This is a genomic window from Arsukibacterium sp., assembly GCF_041616895.1.
Lineage (GTDB): Bacteria > Pseudomonadota > Gammaproteobacteria > Enterobacterales > Alteromonadaceae > Alishewanella.
Genome location: NZ_JBFJPY010000037.1, coordinates 1 through 17,496 on the forward strand (window position 1 = coordinate 1; position 17,496 = coordinate 17,496).

At 49.2% G+C, this 17,496-nt stretch carries 14 protein-coding genes; 6 read left to right on the forward strand and 8 right to left on the reverse strand.

All coding sequences use genetic code 11. The annotated features are described in order from the left end of the window. The 5 genes from ABY802_RS08240 to ABY802_RS08260 all read left to right on the forward strand — a co-directional run. Positions 1 to 1,215, forward strand: a 1,215-nt coding sequence (locus ABY802_RS08240) for a leukotriene A4 hydrolase C-terminal domain-containing protein (RefSeq protein WP_372626565.1), incomplete at its 5' end; no start/stop codon positions are given. A 57-nt stretch (positions 1,216 to 1,272) separates the two neighbouring features. Continuing rightward, positions 1,273 to 1,620, forward strand: a complete 348-nt coding sequence (locus ABY802_RS08245; RefSeq protein WP_372626566.1) for a thiol-disulfide oxidoreductase DCC family protein — start codon at positions 1,273 to 1,275, stop codon at positions 1,618 to 1,620. A gap of 83 nt (positions 1,621 to 1,703) precedes the next feature. After that, positions 1,704 to 1,967 carry a hypothetical protein gene (locus ABY802_RS08250; protein ID WP_372626567.1) on the forward strand — a complete coding sequence of 88 codons (264 nt, stop codon included), beginning with the start codon at positions 1,704 to 1,706 and terminating at the stop codon, positions 1,965 to 1,967. 157 nt (positions 1,968 to 2,124) lie between these two features. Beyond that, a complete protein-coding gene (locus ABY802_RS08255; protein WP_372626568.1) occupies positions 2,125 to 3,060 on the forward strand; it encodes a sodium-dependent bicarbonate transport family permease in 936 nt (311 codons plus the stop codon). A 47-nt stretch (positions 3,061 to 3,107) separates the two neighbouring features. After that, positions 3,108 to 3,557 (forward strand): DUF3429 domain-containing protein, encoded by a 450-nt coding sequence (locus ABY802_RS08260; RefSeq protein WP_372626569.1) that lies wholly within the window; start codon positions 3,108 to 3,110, stop codon positions 3,555 to 3,557. A gap of 23 nt (positions 3,558 to 3,580) precedes the next feature. Here the strand turns inward: ABY802_RS08260 and ABY802_RS08265 are convergent, their stop codons facing one another. From ABY802_RS08265 to ABY802_RS08290, 6 genes are all read right to left on the reverse strand, one after another. Further along, positions 3,581 to 4,096, reverse strand: a complete 516-nt coding sequence (locus ABY802_RS08265; RefSeq protein ID WP_372626570.1) for a hypothetical protein — start codon at positions 4,094 to 4,096, stop codon at positions 3,581 to 3,583. Positions 4,097 to 4,121: 25 nt separating this feature from the next. Next, complete coding sequence (locus tag ABY802_RS08270) at positions 4,122 to 4,934, reverse strand: HDOD domain-containing protein (RefSeq protein ID WP_372626571.1); 813 nt, start codon at positions 4,932 to 4,934, stop codon at positions 4,122 to 4,124. A gap of 117 nt (positions 4,935 to 5,051) precedes the next feature. Continuing rightward, on the reverse strand, positions 5,052 to 7,577 hold the full coding sequence (locus tag ABY802_RS08275; protein ID WP_372626572.1) for an EAL domain-containing protein: 2,526 nt from the start codon (positions 7,575 to 7,577) through the stop codon (positions 5,052 to 5,054). Between the two features lie 21 nt (positions 7,578 to 7,598). Next, positions 7,599 to 8,651: an aldo/keto reductase gene (locus ABY802_RS08280; RefSeq protein WP_372626573.1), complete on the reverse strand. Its 1,053-nt coding sequence runs from the start codon at positions 8,649 to 8,651 to the stop codon at positions 7,599 to 7,601. A 78-nt stretch (positions 8,652 to 8,729) separates the two neighbouring features. Further along, positions 8,730 to 9,821: an endonuclease/exonuclease/phosphatase family protein gene (locus ABY802_RS08285; protein ID WP_372626574.1), complete on the reverse strand. Its 1,092-nt coding sequence runs from the start codon at positions 9,819 to 9,821 to the stop codon at positions 8,730 to 8,732. A gap of 142 nt (positions 9,822 to 9,963) precedes the next feature. Continuing rightward, a complete protein-coding gene (locus ABY802_RS08290; protein WP_372626575.1) occupies positions 9,964 to 12,807 on the reverse strand; it encodes a M16 family metallopeptidase in 2,844 nt (947 codons plus the stop codon). Between the two features lie 297 nt (positions 12,808 to 13,104). Here ABY802_RS08290 and ABY802_RS08295 point away from each other — a divergent pair, with 297 nt between their 5' ends. After that, a complete protein-coding gene (locus ABY802_RS08295) occupies positions 13,105 to 15,261 on the forward strand; it encodes a hypothetical protein (protein ID WP_372626576.1) in 2,157 nt (718 codons plus the stop codon). A 12-nt stretch (positions 15,262 to 15,273) separates the two neighbouring features. Here the strand turns inward: ABY802_RS08295 and ABY802_RS08300 are convergent, their stop codons facing one another. Together ABY802_RS08300 and ABY802_RS08305 are read right to left on the reverse strand one after the other, a co-directional pair. Next, positions 15,274 to 16,068 (reverse strand): hypothetical protein, encoded by a 795-nt coding sequence (locus ABY802_RS08300; RefSeq protein WP_372626577.1) that lies wholly within the window; start codon positions 16,066 to 16,068, stop codon positions 15,274 to 15,276. A gap of 38 nt (positions 16,069 to 16,106) precedes the next feature. After that, complete coding sequence (locus tag ABY802_RS08305) at positions 16,107 to 17,438, reverse strand: esterase/lipase family protein (protein ID WP_372626578.1); 1,332 nt, start codon at positions 17,436 to 17,438, stop codon at positions 16,107 to 16,109. Positions 17,439 to 17,496: the final 58 nt, after the last annotated feature.

Below are 17,496 nucleotides of genomic sequence, written 5' to 3' on the forward strand. Positions count from 1 at the left end.
CCGGCGTACTTAATTGCTATCGCCGCCGGTGATTTACAATTTCAAGCGATGAGCGAACAAACCGGCGTTTATGCAGAATCTTACATTCTTAATGCTGCTGCAAGCGAGTTTGCCAGCACTCAGGCGATGATTGACGCTACTGAAAAATTATATGGTGAATACCGCTGGGGCCGTTACGATTTACTGATTTTACCGCCAAGCTTCCCGTTCGGTGGCATGGAAAACCCGGTACTGAGCTTCATTACTCCGACGGTGGTGGCCGGTGATGCCAGCCTGGTTAATCTTATCGCCCATGAGCTGGCACATTCCTGGTCAGGTAACCTGGTCACCAATGCTACCTGGCGCGATTTGTGGTTAAACGAAGGGTTTACCTCTTATGTTGAAAACCGGATTATGGAACAGGTTTTTGGTACTGACCGCGCCATAATGGAACAAGCGTTGTCAGTGCAGGGTTTAAAGGACGAATTAACCGCATTAAGTCCCAACGACAGTATTTTGCATATCGATTTACAAGGCCGCGATCCGGACGATGCCTTCAGCGGTGTCCCTTATACCAAGGGCCAGCTGTTTTTAATGTATCTGGAGCAACAGTTTGGCCGCGATAAATTTGATCCCTTCGTGCGTCAGTACTTTGCTGACCATGCGTTTCAGAGTATTGATACCGAAACCTTTGTAAATTATCTGGATAAAAACCTGCTGCAAAAACATCCGGGTGTGGTGTCCCTGGAGCAAGCCAAGACCTGGATTTATCAGCCTGGCTTACCGGCAAGCTCGCCACAGCCGCAGTCAAATGCTTTTGTGAATGTGCAGCAACATATCAATAGCTGGCTTAGCGGCAACACGCCACTGACAGCGCTGCCTGCAGCTGGCTGGACCGTGCATGAGTGGCTGTATTTTATTAATAACCTGCCACTTAGCCTAAGCACCGAGCAAATGGTTGCGCTGGATAATCGCTTTACGCTCACCACTTCGGCCAATAGTGAAATTGCCCATGCCTGGTATTTACTGGCGCTGAAAACCGGTTATCAGCCTATTATGCCGCAACTAGAGCAATACCTGATCAATATTGGCCGGCGCAAACTGATTATTCCACTTTATAAACAGCTAGCCACTACACCCGAAGGGCTGGCATTTGCCAAAGCCGTTTACAGTAAAGCACGACCGGGCTATCACCCGCTGGCACAGGGCAGCGTAGATGAACTGTTATTAAAATGAGATTGATCGAAATAACCATGGCACCGTAACAGGTGCCATGGTGGCTAACTGGATCTGATGATGAAAAAACTGTTTTATGATGGCAGTTGCAAAATGTGTCAGCGTGAAATAAGCGCATTAGCGCCAAAATTAACGCCTCATCTGCAACTAGTCGATATAAGTGCTGACGACTTTACCGGTTTCTCCGGCGTAAGCAAAGGTGAGATGATGCAGCAAATTCATTTATGGGATCAGGATCATTTTATTGTCGGTATCGACGCCAGCCTGCATTACTGGCAACTGGCAGGCTATCGCAAACTGGTTGCTTTTTTACGCTTTGCTCCCTGCTATTGGCTGGCCAGTAAAGCCTATGGCATTTGGGCACGAAGCCGCGCCAACTGCTCTGATGGTAACTGTGCTTTGTGAGACCGCGCAGAACCAGGCTTAACCGCGTCAGGACCAAAGCGCATGAGGCTACCGACAAACACATCTTAATCCTGCACAAGGCCATGGTTGCCAAACTATTGGCTGAGCCCTCAAGGGTAACTGAGGTGTATCAGCGGCTGGAGCAGCGCTATCAGGCAGGCCAACTGCGCCACAGCGCTTATATTCACTGGCACAGTATTCTGGATTGTATTGACCAGCCCGAGTTATTCCAACGGGAGCTGCTGGACGAGGGTGAGCGCATGTGTAAACTGCGCCGGCGCACAATTTTAACCGGTATATTAACCGAACAGGAACGCCTGGCGTTGCTTTATCCCGAGCAGCCATAGCCGCAGCAGCGATAACTCAACTGATCGTTAACGGGGAATAAATAAAGCGGTTCGCACGCTGAGCAAAGGCAAGGTATTTTGCCCGCATTACATTAAACGCTATGAAAGCGAAATATTTTTCGGCACACTGCGCTAATAAAGTAAGCGGAGCCTTATTATGCCTGATGTCGTTATTGCCTTTTTTGCCCTTGGCCTGCTGGCCGGTTTAGTTAAATCAGATTTAAAAGTTCCACTGCCGATTTATGAAACCCTGTCGATATTACTGATGTTAACGTTAGGGTTAAAAGGCGGGATGGCGCTGCATGGTGTGCCGTTACTGCCAATACTGCCAGAGCTTGGGCTGATTGCCGCCACCGGCGTGGCACTGCCATTACTGTTGTATCCACTGCTACGCAAGCTGGTAAAGCTCAGCAGTGCCAATGCTGCCAGTGTGGCAGCGCACTATGGCTCGGTTAGCGCCGGTACCTTTGCCGTGGTAATGGCCTTGGCTATTCACCACAACTTACCCATGGCACCACAAACCACCTTGTACCTGGTATTGCTGGAGCTGCCTGCTATCGTCACCATGCTGTGGTTGTTTCGCTATCTTAACGGCAGCAAAGCCGGCTCGCTGGCCATTTTGCATGAAGCACTAACCAGCCGTGGCGTGTTGTTGCTGGGCGGTGGCATGCTTATTGGCTGGTTATACGGCCCACAAGGTTTGTCAGGCATTACCCCGGTGTTAATGGGTGGCTTCAGTACTTTATTAGCGCTGTTTTTACTGGAAATGGGCCTGTGCACCGCTAAAGTTTGCTCGCCACTGCCGTTAAAACAATGGCGGCTGATGTTATTCGCTTTAATTACCCCATTTATCTTGGCCTGGTTTGGAATTGCACTGGGGTTAATGCTGGGGTTAAGCAGTGGCAGCATTTTGGTGCTGGCGGGCTTAATGGCCAGCGCATCCTATATCGCGGCACCGGCAGCAATCCGCGCAGCAATCCCCGAGGCGGATATTGGTTTGGCGCTGCTGGCGGCACTGGGTATTACTTTTCCGCTTAACGTACTGATAGGCTTGCCGCTGTATCTAAGCTGGATTAATGCTTTGCTAGTCTGATCACTGACCAGGTTGCTGGCGTAATAGCTGAAAAGTAGAGGTTAACCATGAAACTGATTAACATGCTGGGCTACGCAGGCTTGCTACCTTTTGTTTTACTGCCGCTGGCCTTTCATATGCAGTGGCATATGCAATGGCTGGCTGGCAGCGCTCCGCTACTGCAGCTATATCATTTATACAGCGCACTCATTCTGGGATTTATGGCTGGTGTACTCTGGCCAGTGCTGTACCAGCAGCAAAACACCGCTGCAGAAAATAAGCTCGCCTTACTGGCAGTGAGTTTTCCGGTAGTCAGTATTATCAGCCTGGCGCTGCTACCGGGTTATTTTCTGATGCTGCAAGCGTTGTTATTTTTGCTGCTGCGGGTAGCAGAGTTCGGTTCGGGTATTAACCGGCATTACAGTAAAGATTACCAAAACCTGCGTAATGCCCTGACCCTGGTAGTAGTGAGTAGCCACATCGTTATGTATGCCGTGCTGACGCTGTCAGCAGCATAAGGTACCGTGTTACTGCTGGGTTACTACTGGATTTTATCGGCCAGCACGGCTTTTACTTTCGGCTCCAGTGAACTTAAGCCTGCGGCGCGGCCATACTCCAGCGCTTCCTTAACAGGTTTACCATTAATGTCATGGGCGCCAATAGCCAGCAAGGCTCCCACTCGGTTACCCGACGCGCAGTGCACAAACACTTTTTCATCACCTTGTAACAGCTGATAAAGCGCCCGGGCATTGTCAACAGTCACATCATCGGCGCCGGCAACCGGCAGCGCACTATAAGTCATGCCAAGCGCTTCTACCTCTGCTTGTTCATCATAAGCAACCGACTCGTCTGCGCCCCGCAGGTTAATAATTTTAGTAACGCCAGCTGCTTTTAGCATGGCCAGCTCGGCCTGCGTCGGCTGGCCACCGGTTACCAGCTTATCTGCGGGCTGGTTAAAATTCTCCGGAATATTCGAACCCGCCATACTTTGCGAATGGTAGCTCATTACCATCAGTCCAAATATTATCGGGGTTAACATGTGTTTAAGTAAGCTCATTAAGCTCTCCTTGGTTATTGGGTTATTACTGAAGCATGCTGTAAATATCGCTTTCATCTTCGGTAAAGCTGCGCATTCTGCTATAAGTCTGTTCCAGACCCAGGTGCGCAGCGTGAACCAGCTTCAACGGCAACTCATCAAACTTCCCTTCGTTAATCTGATCCTGATAAACAATCATATAGCGGGCCAAATATAACAATGTAGGATAAGGTAATAATGCGCCACTGCCGGCGGGTTGTTGTTGCCATAAAATGGCATCAGCAATTTCATCGGGAAATTTCCAGTACCTGGCCAGTTCACTTCCCGCCATAGTGTAGTCAAAACCAAATAATTCAAGTTGGGTTTTACGTCGGGCCGCACCCTCATTTACTTGTTGATCAATAGTTTGTGCCAGCTCTGGTTCGACAATATGTATTAAATACTCGCCAATGCCGTGTAATAATCCGCAGGTATAGGCAACTTCAGCATCAGCCTTGTTTAGTTTAGCCAGCCATTTCGCCCGGTTGGCCATCATAAAAGAACGGCGCCAATAGGCTTTTAAATCAAAACTGGCCGGAGCTTTAAAACTGGATACCAAGCCGATTGATAACACCAGAGTGCGCAATGCATCGCGACCTGAAACGACAAGGGCATCTTTAACTGAGCCAACCTTGCGTTGCCGACCAAAATGCGCAGAGTTAGCTAAACGCAGTACTTTTGCGGTGATAGCCTGATCGCCGCTGATAATATTAGCCAGCATTTCCGTCGAGACATCGTCATCGTTCATACTGGCAATAAGCTTTTGGACAACTTCAGGAATGCTCGGTAAATTAGTCGCCTTCTCAATCATTTGCTTCATAACGATTTGATCCACCGGTTAGCTGAACAGAGTTATGCTTTCACTGAGCTTAATGCCTGGGCCTTAAGTTAACAAGTCATTGCAGCCCGGATTTTGCCAGGTGTTTAATCCAATACTCTAGCATTCAGATGCAGCAGTCTGCTGTTTTATCCAGGCTTCTGTTTCAGACGCGGGCGCCGGACGGGCAAATAAATAACCCTGATAGCAAAGACAGCCGCTCTGGCGCAGTAAGTTATGCTGTACTGCGGTTTCCACCCCCTCGGCCACCAGCTTCATGCCATAAGTATTGGCAATACCAATAATGGCATCAACAATCACCCAGTCTCTGGGGTTGCCTGAACTGCCACTTCGAACAAAATACTGATCAATTTTTACTTCATCAAACGGCAGTCGTGATAAATAGGATAAGGATGAGTAGCCGGTACCAAAATCGTCCATTGAAAATCTGACACCCAGTCGTTTAATCTGCAGCATGCGTTCTACGGCATCGTCAAGATTCGCCAGGATTAAACTCTCTGTCAGCTCCAGAATAAGTAACTGTGGCGCCAGTTCATATTTATCCAGACATTGGGAAATGATGCTAACAAAATCAGGCAAATAGAACTGTCTGGCACTGATATTAACTGACATGGTTAACTTTGCGAGCTTAGGATCAGCCTGCCACTTTTGCAGTTGCTGGCAGGTATGATGTAACACCCAGTAACCAATTTCCTCAATCTGGCCGCTTTCCTCTGCCAGTGGAATAAAAAGGGCCGGTGATACTGAACCAAGCTCCGGATGCTGCCAGCGCAAAAGCGCTTCCACACCGCTGACTAAGCCATTGTCAGCAATTTGTGGCTGATAATGAACACTCAGCTGCTTTGCTGCTACCGCACCGGTCAGTGCTAACTCAATAGCATTGCGGTGCTGCTGTTGCTGATACATTTTGGCAGCAAATAGCTGCTGGCCATTGCCACCGGCAGCTTTTACATGAGAAACCGCCATTTCAGCCTGCTTTAATAGTTGATCAGCGCTAACCGCGTTCTCATTAATGACGCAATATCCCAAACTGAAATTATTTTTAAAATAATGACCATTAATATCATAGGGCTGTTGCAAATGATGCCGCAGCGTCAAAGCAAACCGTTCCAGCTGGCTGGTATAATCAGGCAAATGTCCAGGTAATTCTGTTACCAGAATAACAAATTCATCACTACTTAAGCGGCCACATGCGCTGCCAGCGGGCGCATGCTGTTGTAACCGCTCAGCAACCTGGCGCAGCAACTCATCGCCGGCTTTATGGCCCAGGGTATCGTTGACACGTTTAAAGTGATCAATATCAATTAACACCACTGCGCGCTGCTCACCGGCTTCTTTAGCGCACAACTCCTGTAAACACTTCTGAATTTTTCGTCGGTTATACAAACCGGTTAGGCCATCATAATAGGCCAGCTGATGCATTTTTTGCTCGGCGGCCTTGCGCTGGGAAATATCGGTAATAAAACCACTCCAGCTAACACCTTGCGGGTCACGCTCAGGTATCGCATTACCGAATAACCAACGTATGGTGCCCTGCTCGGTCAATACTCTGTATTCATGGCGCCACGGTGTCATATTTTCAGCAGACTGATAAATAGACTGCAGCATGCCTTCCCGGTCGTCTTCATGGATCACTTCCAGCGCGGGCAGAGCATCCCGTTTAGCGTCTTCAGGACTCATTAAATAAAAGTCACGGATGGCATCGCTGGCATAAGGAAAGGTAAAGCTGCCGTCGTGAGCCAACCGAAACTCGTACACCATGCCGGGTACTCTGGCCGCGATACGATGTAACCGGTCCGCCAGTTGTTGCACCTTGGCGTTGGCTTGAGACTGGCTTTGCTCTGCGCTTTGTACTTGGCGGCGTAACAGCACCGTAACAGTGGCCAGTAATAAGATGGCTACCGCCACCACCACCGCTAAGGTACCCAGGGTTTGCCGGGTCATTACCGCCGCCGTTGACACGATCGGCTCGCTTAGCGGCAGATAAACTGTCGCATGCATAGCAATATAGTGCATGCTGGCGATAGCCAGGCCCATCAGTACCGAGCTAATGAGATCCAGTAGCGCTCGCCGTTTTACCAGCGGTGCCAGCCATTGCCTGATGCTAAGGGCTAATGTGGCCAGCACAACAGCACCCACTATTGAAACAGCAAACATCAGGGGCTGATATAGCCGGGTTGCCTGCATTTCCATCGCCGCCATTCCGGTATAATGCATTGCGCCAATACCGGCGCCCATCAAAATACCACCGCCAATGATATGCCAACCGCTGGGAGCGGGCATGGCGACCACGTACAAGGTGACGAAAGCTGCCAGTATGGCAGGCAGCACTGACAACAAGGTTAGTGTCACCTGATAATCGACGGCTACCGGCAACTGCAGTGACATCATGCCGGTAAAATGCATGGCCCAGACACCCAGCCCCATCGCCACCGCACCGCTGCTTAACCAGACGAAACGTGTCTGGCGAAGGCTGGCCTGTTGCACCAGAGTGCGATGACTAAAACTGGTATAGGCTGCCAGAATAGCGATAAGTACAGAAAGCAAAACCAGAGCACTGGTATGGTGGCCATGATAAGCCACACTTAAATCGGTCTGGGCAGTGGTGAAAGCTAAAAATGCCATGGCCTATTTTGATCCTTTCGCTTAAAACGGCAACGGATGCTGTTGCAGGTACTGGTTAACATCATCGATGACCGCCTGACTGATATCGGTTTTGAAAGCGCCGATATTCTGCTGCAACTGCGCCATACTGGTGGCGCCAATAATGGTGGAGGTAACACCATCCACATTATCGACCCAGGCTAGCGCCAATTGTGCCGGCTTCAGATTATGGCTTGCTGCCAGCTCAATAAATGCCGCTATGGCAGTATTCGATCCTGGCGTATCCCGAAACAGTCCATTACGCTGTAGCATACCCCAGCGGCTCCCTTGTGGCCTGGCACCGTGCAGGTATTTGCCGGTTAACGCGCCGCCTGCCAGCGGCGACCAGGGTAAATAAGCGATATTTTCGTGAATACACTGCTCAATTAAATAGGGCCAGTCTTTGGTATGCAGCAGGCTGAATTCATTTTGAATAGAGACCATTCTGGGCAAATTGTGCTCACGGCTTAGCTGCAAATATTGGCTAATGCCCCACGGTGACTCGTTAGACAGACCACAAAAGCGAATTTTGCCCGCTTTGACACAACTGTCCAGCGCCTGTAGTAAGCTCAGCATTTGCTCGGTTTGCTCGGCGGCATCAACGTCTGAAAAACCAATGCGCCCAACGCTGTGCCTGCCAAAATGCGGCGAAACACGGTTGGGCCAGTGCAGCTGATACAGGTCCAGGTAATCGGTTTGCAGCCGGGTTAGCGAATCATCGACTGCCTGCAATAACGTTTGCGCAGTCATGATGCCGCCATCGCGAATATAAGACAGGCCACTACCGGCCATTTTAGTAGCAATAATAAGCTCTGAACGCTTGCTGCGGTTGCGGCACAACCAATTGCCAATTATCCGCTCTGTAGCCCCATAAGATTCAGCGGTAGGTGGCACAGAATACATCTCTGCCGTATCAATAAAGTTGACCCCTTGCTCCAGCGCATATGCTAATTGTTCATCGGCATCTTGCTGAGTATTTTGGGTGCCCCAGGTCATGGTTCCTAAACACACGCGGGAAACATTAATGTTGCTGCTGCCAAGTACTGAATATTGCATAAATAATCCGTTGTTAAACTGTCAGCTTATCAAAAAATGAAGACGTTGCTGCACAACATAAAATAATGTTAATTCTAATTAAGGAGCTGGCTGGGTTTCGGGACGGTGCACCTGTTCAGGTACTACCGCTTGCGCCATCATTTTATCCTGTGCCAGCTGTTTATCGTCCTGATCGGGTTCAATACCATCCTGTGCTTGCTGCCTGCCGGTATAACATAACCTGACCAGCATTGGAAAATGATCTGAGCCAATAGCAGGCAGCCGTTGTAAATGCTGCAAGGTAAAATGGCTGCTATGAAATATATGGTCCAGTGGCCAGCGCATAAAAGGGTAATCCGCATGAAAACTGTTAAACATGCCCCGGCCGATGCGGGGATCCAGCAATCCGCTGATTTTCCGAAATAACCGGGTTGTTTCTGACCAGGCAACGTCATTTAAATCTCCGGCAACAATAACCGGAGTTGTTACATCTTTAACACTGGTTGCTACCACCAGTAATTCGGCATCACGCTCTTCAGAACTCGGGTTCTCTGTAGGGCTGGGTGGCGCAGGATGTAAAAAGTGGACGGTAATCCGGCTGCCATCGGTCAGCTCTGCTTCAGCGTGAATAGAGGGCACCCCCTCTTCAACCAGAAACTGCAACGAGGCATTATGTAATGGCAAACGCGAATACACATGCATACCATATAAATTATCCAGCGGGCATTTAACACTGTGCGGGTAGTCGTCACTTAACTGGTCAAGTTGCTGTTGCCACCAACTATCGGACTCTAAAGTCACCAGAATATCGGGCTGATGCTGTTTAACCAAATCAATAAGTGCTTGCGCATTACGATTTGGCCCCAGCACGTTCGCGTTGAGAATAGCAATGCACGGATGAGTGTTATCGGCCGCCGCTGCCATCACTTCTTTAGGAAACAGGGGTGTGTAAGGCAGTATCCACCATAGCTGGAATAACAGGCAGCCACCGCTTATCAGCAACATCGGCCACTGATTTACCTGAGTTAAATCGGTAAAAAGCAGCTGCAGAATGACAATCACCACCGCCAGCACCGCCAGTTGTAGCCTTGGGAAATCCAGACCGCGCACCCACCATGCCTCAAACCGCCATAACGGTAATAACGTCAGCAATGCTAATAACAGGCTGGCCAGCCATAACCCGATAACCATTTATCCGCCTCATAAAATTGCGACACCCTGCCACTTTAGGGGCTTGGCCGGTAAAACTCCAGTAAAACCCCGATACCTGGCAGAAACACACCACGCTAATAACAACGGCACCTGAGGGTGGCGTTCAGCTAATGCGGCTTACTTATAAAACTAACGCTTCTACCGGATATCCCAGCGCCTCAAGTTCCGGGCGTAATACGACAGAGTCACCCACCACCACAATCACCATGTCCTTCGGATTAAAGTGCTGCTTTGCCAACAGGTTAATATCTTCTTTACTGATAGTGGCAATAATCGCATTGCGTTCATCAACAAAGGTCGGCGCCAGATCATGCTGCAGGATCTGGGCTAAAAAACCCAATTTAGCGTTCGGTGTTTCGTATTTTAAGGCGTCACGCTGATTCAGCGCCCGGCGCATAAATGCCAGCTCAGGATCGGTAACACCTTCGGCACTAAAGCGGTTCAGCTCGTCGATAAACTCTTTGACCGACGCTGCAGTGGCATCCGCCCGCACTGCGGCGGAGGCAATAAACACCCCGGTATAGCCATCTGCGTTAAACCCGGTACGGGCACCGTAGGTATAACCTTTGTCTTCGCGCAGGTTAAGGTTTATCCGGCTGTTAAAGTTACCACCAATGGTAAAGTTCGCTAAGCCTGTTTTAAAATACTCACCGGTAATGTCTTCAGATAAGCTGCGCTTACCAATGCGAATTTCCGATTGCGGTGAATCATCTTTATGCACCAGATAAATCACCGAGCCACGGCTAGTATCTACTGGCACCTGAACATTTACCGCCGGTGCTTTACCGGTAAACTGAGTCAGCGGTGTAATAGCTTGTTGCAGCTTATCTTTTGCTAAATCTGACACCACGATTAACTGACCACCATCTGGCTTAAAGTGGCTTTGATAATACGCTTTTACATCTTCCAGGCTTAGGTTAGTGATACTGGCTAAGGTACCACCACCTGGCTGACCTAAAATGCTGCCGCCATACATCAGCTTACGAAAGGCATTGCTCGCCAGGTAACCCGCATTCTTTTCGGACTGCTGAATGCCCTGCAAACGCTGTTGCTTCAGCCGATTGAAATCGTCTTCATTAAACGCCGGTTGCAGCATTTTCTCCATCAATAAATCGATGGTTTTATCCAGGTTTTTGCTCAGGCTTAACACATAAAGCTGAATATGCTCATCGCTGGCACTGATACTGATATAGCTACCCAGTTTCTCTAATTCCAGGGCAATTTCTTCACCCGTGAAGTTCTTGGTATCTTCATTCAGCATTGCAGTTAGCATACTGCTTAAGCCGGTTTTATCCGGGTTTTCATAATACAAACCACTGTTTAGTTTCAACAGCATAGCAGTAGTTGGCGTTTCATCACTGGCCGCACCTAATACCTTAATGCCATTGTCCAGGCTGCTTTGCCAGTAAGCGGGTACCGTTACTGCGGGGTTAACACCGGCTTGTGGCTCCACGCTTCGGTCAAAATCATCAACTGCACGACGTACCTGTAAATCGTCGGCACTGGTGGTGGACGGGCCACCAAAATCCTGTACTTGCGGGGTAAAGTTATCCGCTGCAGCAATTAACTCCAGCTTACCGCGCGGCACCACTGACATCACTACCGCACCTTTACCTTTAAGGTAAGTATTGTAAACCCGCATTACGTCGTCTTTGGTGACTTTATTAACCCGGTTTAAATCGTTCTGCAGATTATCCGGATTGCCGGTCAGGGTTTCATTGATTGCCAGCTGGCTTACTTTACCCGATACGCTTTGCAGACCATAAATCGTGTTGGCCTCCATTTGTGCTTTCACTTTTAGCAGGTCGTCGTCATTCACGCCACGCTGCTCAAACTCGGCCAGACTGTCCCGGATTAATGCTTCAATATCCGCCAGGTTTTTACCCGATGCCGGGTGTGGCAAGGCTAATAAGTTGAAGGTACAGGCCAGCTCAGCACAAGGATGATTGACCGTAGCTTGCACCGCGACCTGAGTTTTCACCAGATTTTTATAGAAAATAGAATTTTTACCGCCACCGAGGATCTCGGCCAGTACATCGAGCGCTGCTTCATCTTCGTTACGCAAATACACGGTCGGATAAGACATATAAATCAACGGCAAATGAACGTTATCTTCCATTGAAATATAACGGTTGCTATCCAGTGATACCGGTTGCTTCGCCGCTGCGGTTACTTCAGGGCCACGGGGAATTGAACCAAAGTACTGCTCTACTAACGGCAGCACCTCTTGGGCTGTTACTGCGCCGCCGATGGTAATAGTGGCATTATTCGGGCCGTACCAGCGTAAAAAGAACGCTTTGACATCGTTAACATTGGCTCGGTTTAAATCATCCATATAACCGATTACCGGCCAGGAATAAGGATGCCCTAACGGATACATCGCTTGCGATACCCGTTCACCCAGGCGGCCATAAGGCCGGTTATCTACACGCTGACCACGTTCGTTTTTCACGGTTTCGCGTTGTACTTCAAACTTCTCTTCCGTTACCGCATCCAGTAAAAAACCCATCCGATCTGCTTCTAACCACAACATTTTCTCCAGCTGGTTTGAAGGTACTGTCTGAAAGTAGTTAGTGCGATCAGAGTTTGTAGTGCCGTTAAGCGTACCACCGGCTTCGGTCACAATCCGGAAATGTTCTTCATCAGCCACGTTTTCAGAACCCTGAAACATCATATGTTCAAAAAAGTGCGCGAAACCCGACTTACCTAGCTCTTCCCGGGCAGAGCCGACGTGGTAAGTAACATCTACGTGCACCAAAGGATCAGAATGATCTTCATGCACAATAACTGTTAAGCCATTGTCCAGCTCATACTTCTTATAGGGTACAGAGACACCGCTCTTCTGCTGGGTATGCTCAGTAATGAGTTTAACGCCTTGCGGTAACTGTGGTGCAGTCGGTTGTTGGCTGCATGCTGACATACCGGCTACCAGGCCGATGGCCAGAACAATTTTCGAAAATTCCAAATCTTTTCTCCGGATGAACTCTTGTTGTCATTTTATTTACACAGCCATGGTAAGTGTTAAAGGCAGCAGAGTCATTAGCCTGGTAATATTTTGAAACACTTTAGCCACAATTTGCGGCAAGCCGCGTTATTTTACAGTTTGTAAATTTTATTCCGCTTTACTTGGTTAAAATATCAGCTGCCTGCTACGCTTACTCTGATAATGCTAAGCTGCTAAATTATATTTAGTTTATATAACTCCAACTCAGTTCGGGTAAGTGCCAGCCAGTACTATGAATTAAAAGTCAGGGAGACAAGCGTGAAAGTAGTAATGCGGTTTTTATCGGAGTTACGCCGGCGTAAAGTTATTCAAACCCTCATTCCTTTTCTGGGCGTTATCTGGCTTCTCCTGCAAATTATTGCCGTGGTTACTCCTCTGTTAAATTTAAGCCCCTTTGTTGCCACCAGCCTGACGATTTTCCTGTTTGCCTGCTTTCCGGTGGTGTTTTATCTTTCCTGGTATTTTGATATTACGCCCCAGGGTATAAAGGTTACCGCCGTTGATTACAGCGACAACCCCAAGCCACTTGGGCTTAAATGGTGGCTGGGTTTAAGCGTCGTTATGGTGGGTTCCTTAATGCTGGGCCTGCATTATTTTGATAACGCCCGTACCGACTTTGTAAAACGCACTGAAGGCCTGATAAACAACGTAAAAGCCAGCTCTATCGCTGTTTTGCCATTTCGCGATCAAAGCCCTGAAAGTGACCAGCAGTATCTGGCGGCTGGCGTTACCGAAGAACTGGCCAGTTTACTTGGTCAGGTTTCGGGTTTACAGGTGGCATCGGCCAGCGCCGGTTTCAACCTGGCCCGGCAAAACCTGCTGCCGGTGGATATTGCCAGACGGCTTAAGGTTGATACCTTACTAAGTGGCAGTATTCATAAAATTGGTAATCAAATCCGGTTGCGGGTAGAGCTGATTAATGCCGAAGACGGCATGACCTTATGGAGCCAGAGCTTTTCACGGGAACTTAGCGATATTTTTGCAGTAGAAACCGAAATCGCCCGGGCTATTGCCAATCTGCTGCAACAGCGCTACCTGGAAGCCGGCAGCCTGAGCAGCCTGAACAGCACCGCCAGCACAGATGCCTATATGATGTACCTGCGCGGCCGCGAGCAGTACCGCTTGCAAACCACTGAGTCTATTAAAGAAGCCCGACGCTTATTTGAACAGGCCATAGCACTCGACCCGGAATACGCTATGGCTTATGTTGCTTTGGCAGATACCATTATTTTACTGGCAGAAGGCAGCGCCAGTTTTGGCGTATTAAAAGCTGATATTGCCGCCACCCTGGCTGAGCAACATTTAGCCAAAGCGCTGGTGCGGGCGCCCGAACTGGCCCAAGCCCATGCCGTGCGAGGTTTAATGCTGTTTTATTTACAAAGTGATTACGACGCAGCCTTGCCGGCGCTGGATAAAGCGCTTAGCCTTAACCCTAACTTAGCTCAGGTGCATTTGTGGCGTTTTGCAGCGCTGGAGCAACTGGGCCGCAGCCAGGATGCCTGGCAAGCATTGCAGCAAGCATACAAACTCGACCCAATAGCCATTACCCATCAGTACAATCTGGCGTTTAAACTGGCCGAGCGAGGGGAGCTAACCCTTGCAGAACAACAATACCGACAGTTAATTGCCGATTTTCCCGACTCGCCAATGGGCTATGCCGGCCTGGCCGATTTACTGACTCAAACCGGCGAGCTGGCAGCGAGTTTGGATTACTGGCAGCAGGCATATAACTTATCGCCGGAAAATAACAATTTTCAAGTCAACCTAATAAGTACCATGTTGGAATTACAGCTATTAGATAAAGTGGAACAAGTAACTTCAGACAAACATTACGAGGCTACATTGTTATTGCGTCGCGGAAAATATAACGAATTAATTGAATTAATGACTTTTCAGTTGGCGGCGAACCCGGAAGATCCTTGGGTAGCCTTTGAAGCTGGCTGGTATCAGTTATTAATCGGTGATAAAGCCCAGGGTATTGAGCTGCTGCTGCAGGCGCATCAGTATTTTCAGCCAGCTGATTTACTGAGTTTGCCAATGTGCAGCCCGGCATTAGAAATTGCCTGGGCTTATCAGCAGCGCCAGCAAGCTGAAGCCGCGGCCAAACTTCTTCGGCAATGCACGGATACCCTACCGCCAGCTGGTCCCACGAGTTATCAGGATATTTACCGCCGTTACCTGAATGCCCGGCTGGCAGCTTTGCAAAACCGGCCGGAACAGGCATTAGCTGAACTTAGTGCGGCAGTAGAACAGGGCTGGAGGCAATGGTGGAGCCAACACGACCCGTTGTTGGCGCCGATAGCCGATACGACGGAGGCGAAAGCATTATTTAGCACCATTGAGCAGGCATTGCAGGTGCAACGGGCTAAAGCGGCGGCTAAGCTGCAAAACACATTAAATAACCCGCCTGACTAGCTTCAGTTTTCATTAAAGCCGCCCTGCCCGGCGATACAGCAATAATAACAGCAACGAAAACAAACCAAAGGTTGCCGGTTCAGATACCGCCAGCGGCAGCACCACAAACCGCTCAGGATCGCTTGTTACCCGCCAGCTATCACCAAAACTGCTACCAAAACGAAAGCAACCTCCCAGCTCCGGAATACAGGCTGGCTCGCTGATAAAGGTATCAATATTATAAAATACGAACCCCTCGGGGGCGGTCATATCCAGGCTGGCTGTCAGCGAATATTCACCCGGCAGTAAATCAGCCGGCATGGCGGCATTCATATAAATCTCGCGCCGGGTTTGCCAGGCTAACCCCTCTTCTACAGCCGTATCAGCCCCGCCAAATACCCAGGAGTCAGTGCCATTACTGATAGTCCAGCTTAATAGCGACTGCGCCTCAGTAAAAAAACTCTGGGTATAACCAAACAGATCTAACATTTCACCCTGATAAAACTGCCAGTAGCAGGGTTCACCTTCAAAGGGGGTATTGCCATCCAGATAAACAATACAGTCTTCCTCCGGAACCGCTGAAATATAATACTCACCGGGACCTCTGCTTGCTTGCGGCACCCCGGCGGCATAATATTCTTCCCGTAATAAACCAACTACCAGCTCACTTTCCGGCACCATAACCACCCAGGTCGGAAAACTAATCGAAATACTGCCTTTACCGCCATTACGAATTAAAGCGGCTTCGGCTACTGCGCTATACACTAATAAAAATACCTGACTAAACGCCAGGGTAAGAAATAACAATACTGCCTTAACATTTTTCATATTTAACTCCTTGTTAAATACAGTGATGACGCTAAGTGCTAGCGGCGCAGTTTAAACACAGCGGCATCGACGCTGCGCTGCATCACCACTTGCAGTAACACCGTTTGATGTGGGGTAAATAACCAGTCAATTTCATCGGGTTGCAGCTTTAACCCTGCGGTGTCGGTCGCCGCAACACTGGCGTACCCTACGGGCTGGCGTGGTGGCTTATAATGCGGCTCGGCATTAAAGCTGATGTACAACTTATTGAGCTGATAGCGCTGGCGCAATTCGTTCAGGCTGGCCAAATTAAAATACAGGGTACGGTAAGCACCGTTATCGCTGTAGGCATGCACCCCGCATAAAAACTGCTGATATAGCTGCTGCTCAAACTTCTCATCTTTTTTACCGGTGCGGTAAAACTCGACAAAATAGTCCTGCACATTATTCGCCAGATGATCGGTCAGCTGACACACTACCTGACTGCGCTGCGGGCTTTTGCCGATAACGGCCGGGTCCAGTGCATTAATCTGCTGCTGCCAGTTAAAACTGTCGGCGAGCGGCTGGTAGTCAGCATCTCCTACTTGCAACGCTTTCTCTAAAATTGTCCGGGTAAGCGGGTTGTTTGGCCCTTTATCTTTAAAAACCAGAGAGCTGTGGTTTTCATTGTCTAAGATAGCCAGCGCAATATCGCCTTTGCTGCGGCTAAACTTTAAACTGCCGGGTAACACACATTGCTGCTCGTCCAGCGCTACGGTAATGCGGCTGCAATTTAAATTAGCGCCACTGATCCGCACGGTGCCATCGGAGCCGGCTTCATTGGCAATAGCACTGATACCCGAGTAACCGGTATTACCAATCATTACGGTTGCCAGAATTTTGCCGGCGCCATACCAGCTCTCTTCGGCAAATAAATCGTTAAACGCCAGTTGCTGGCTATACGGAGAGGCCAGTTCCAGCCCTTTTAGAATTTGGGTACCCGTCTGAAAACCCGGCTGGCCCCAGCCTTTAACCGCACGGCCAAAAAAGCTGCGGCCTTTGTGCGCTAAATGCGAGCCAAAATTAGCCGGCGCCATCATCACAAAACGTTTTACCGGATTATGGCTGGCGCTGTAAAACTGGGTAAGCCATTGCCTTGCGACAAGGGAGCCGGTGCTGTGCACCACCAGATCAACGCTGCGATCACTGGTTGGCAGGCCCATTTCATGCCAGGCGCGCTGCATGGCGGTGCCTAAATCGGTATAAGTCACATCATCGTGCATCGACAGCCAGTCGCCAAGATGCAAATGCACCGTTTTTTTATTGGGTAACTGTTTGATAAATTTGCTGATAGTGGCAAAAGAGCGACTGTTGTCGCTCCAGCCATGCAAAATAATAACCGGGTTGTCCATAACGTTTTCCTTGTTGCCAACCGGAAAACCAGACTTCACCCGCAACTTGCGCAGATCT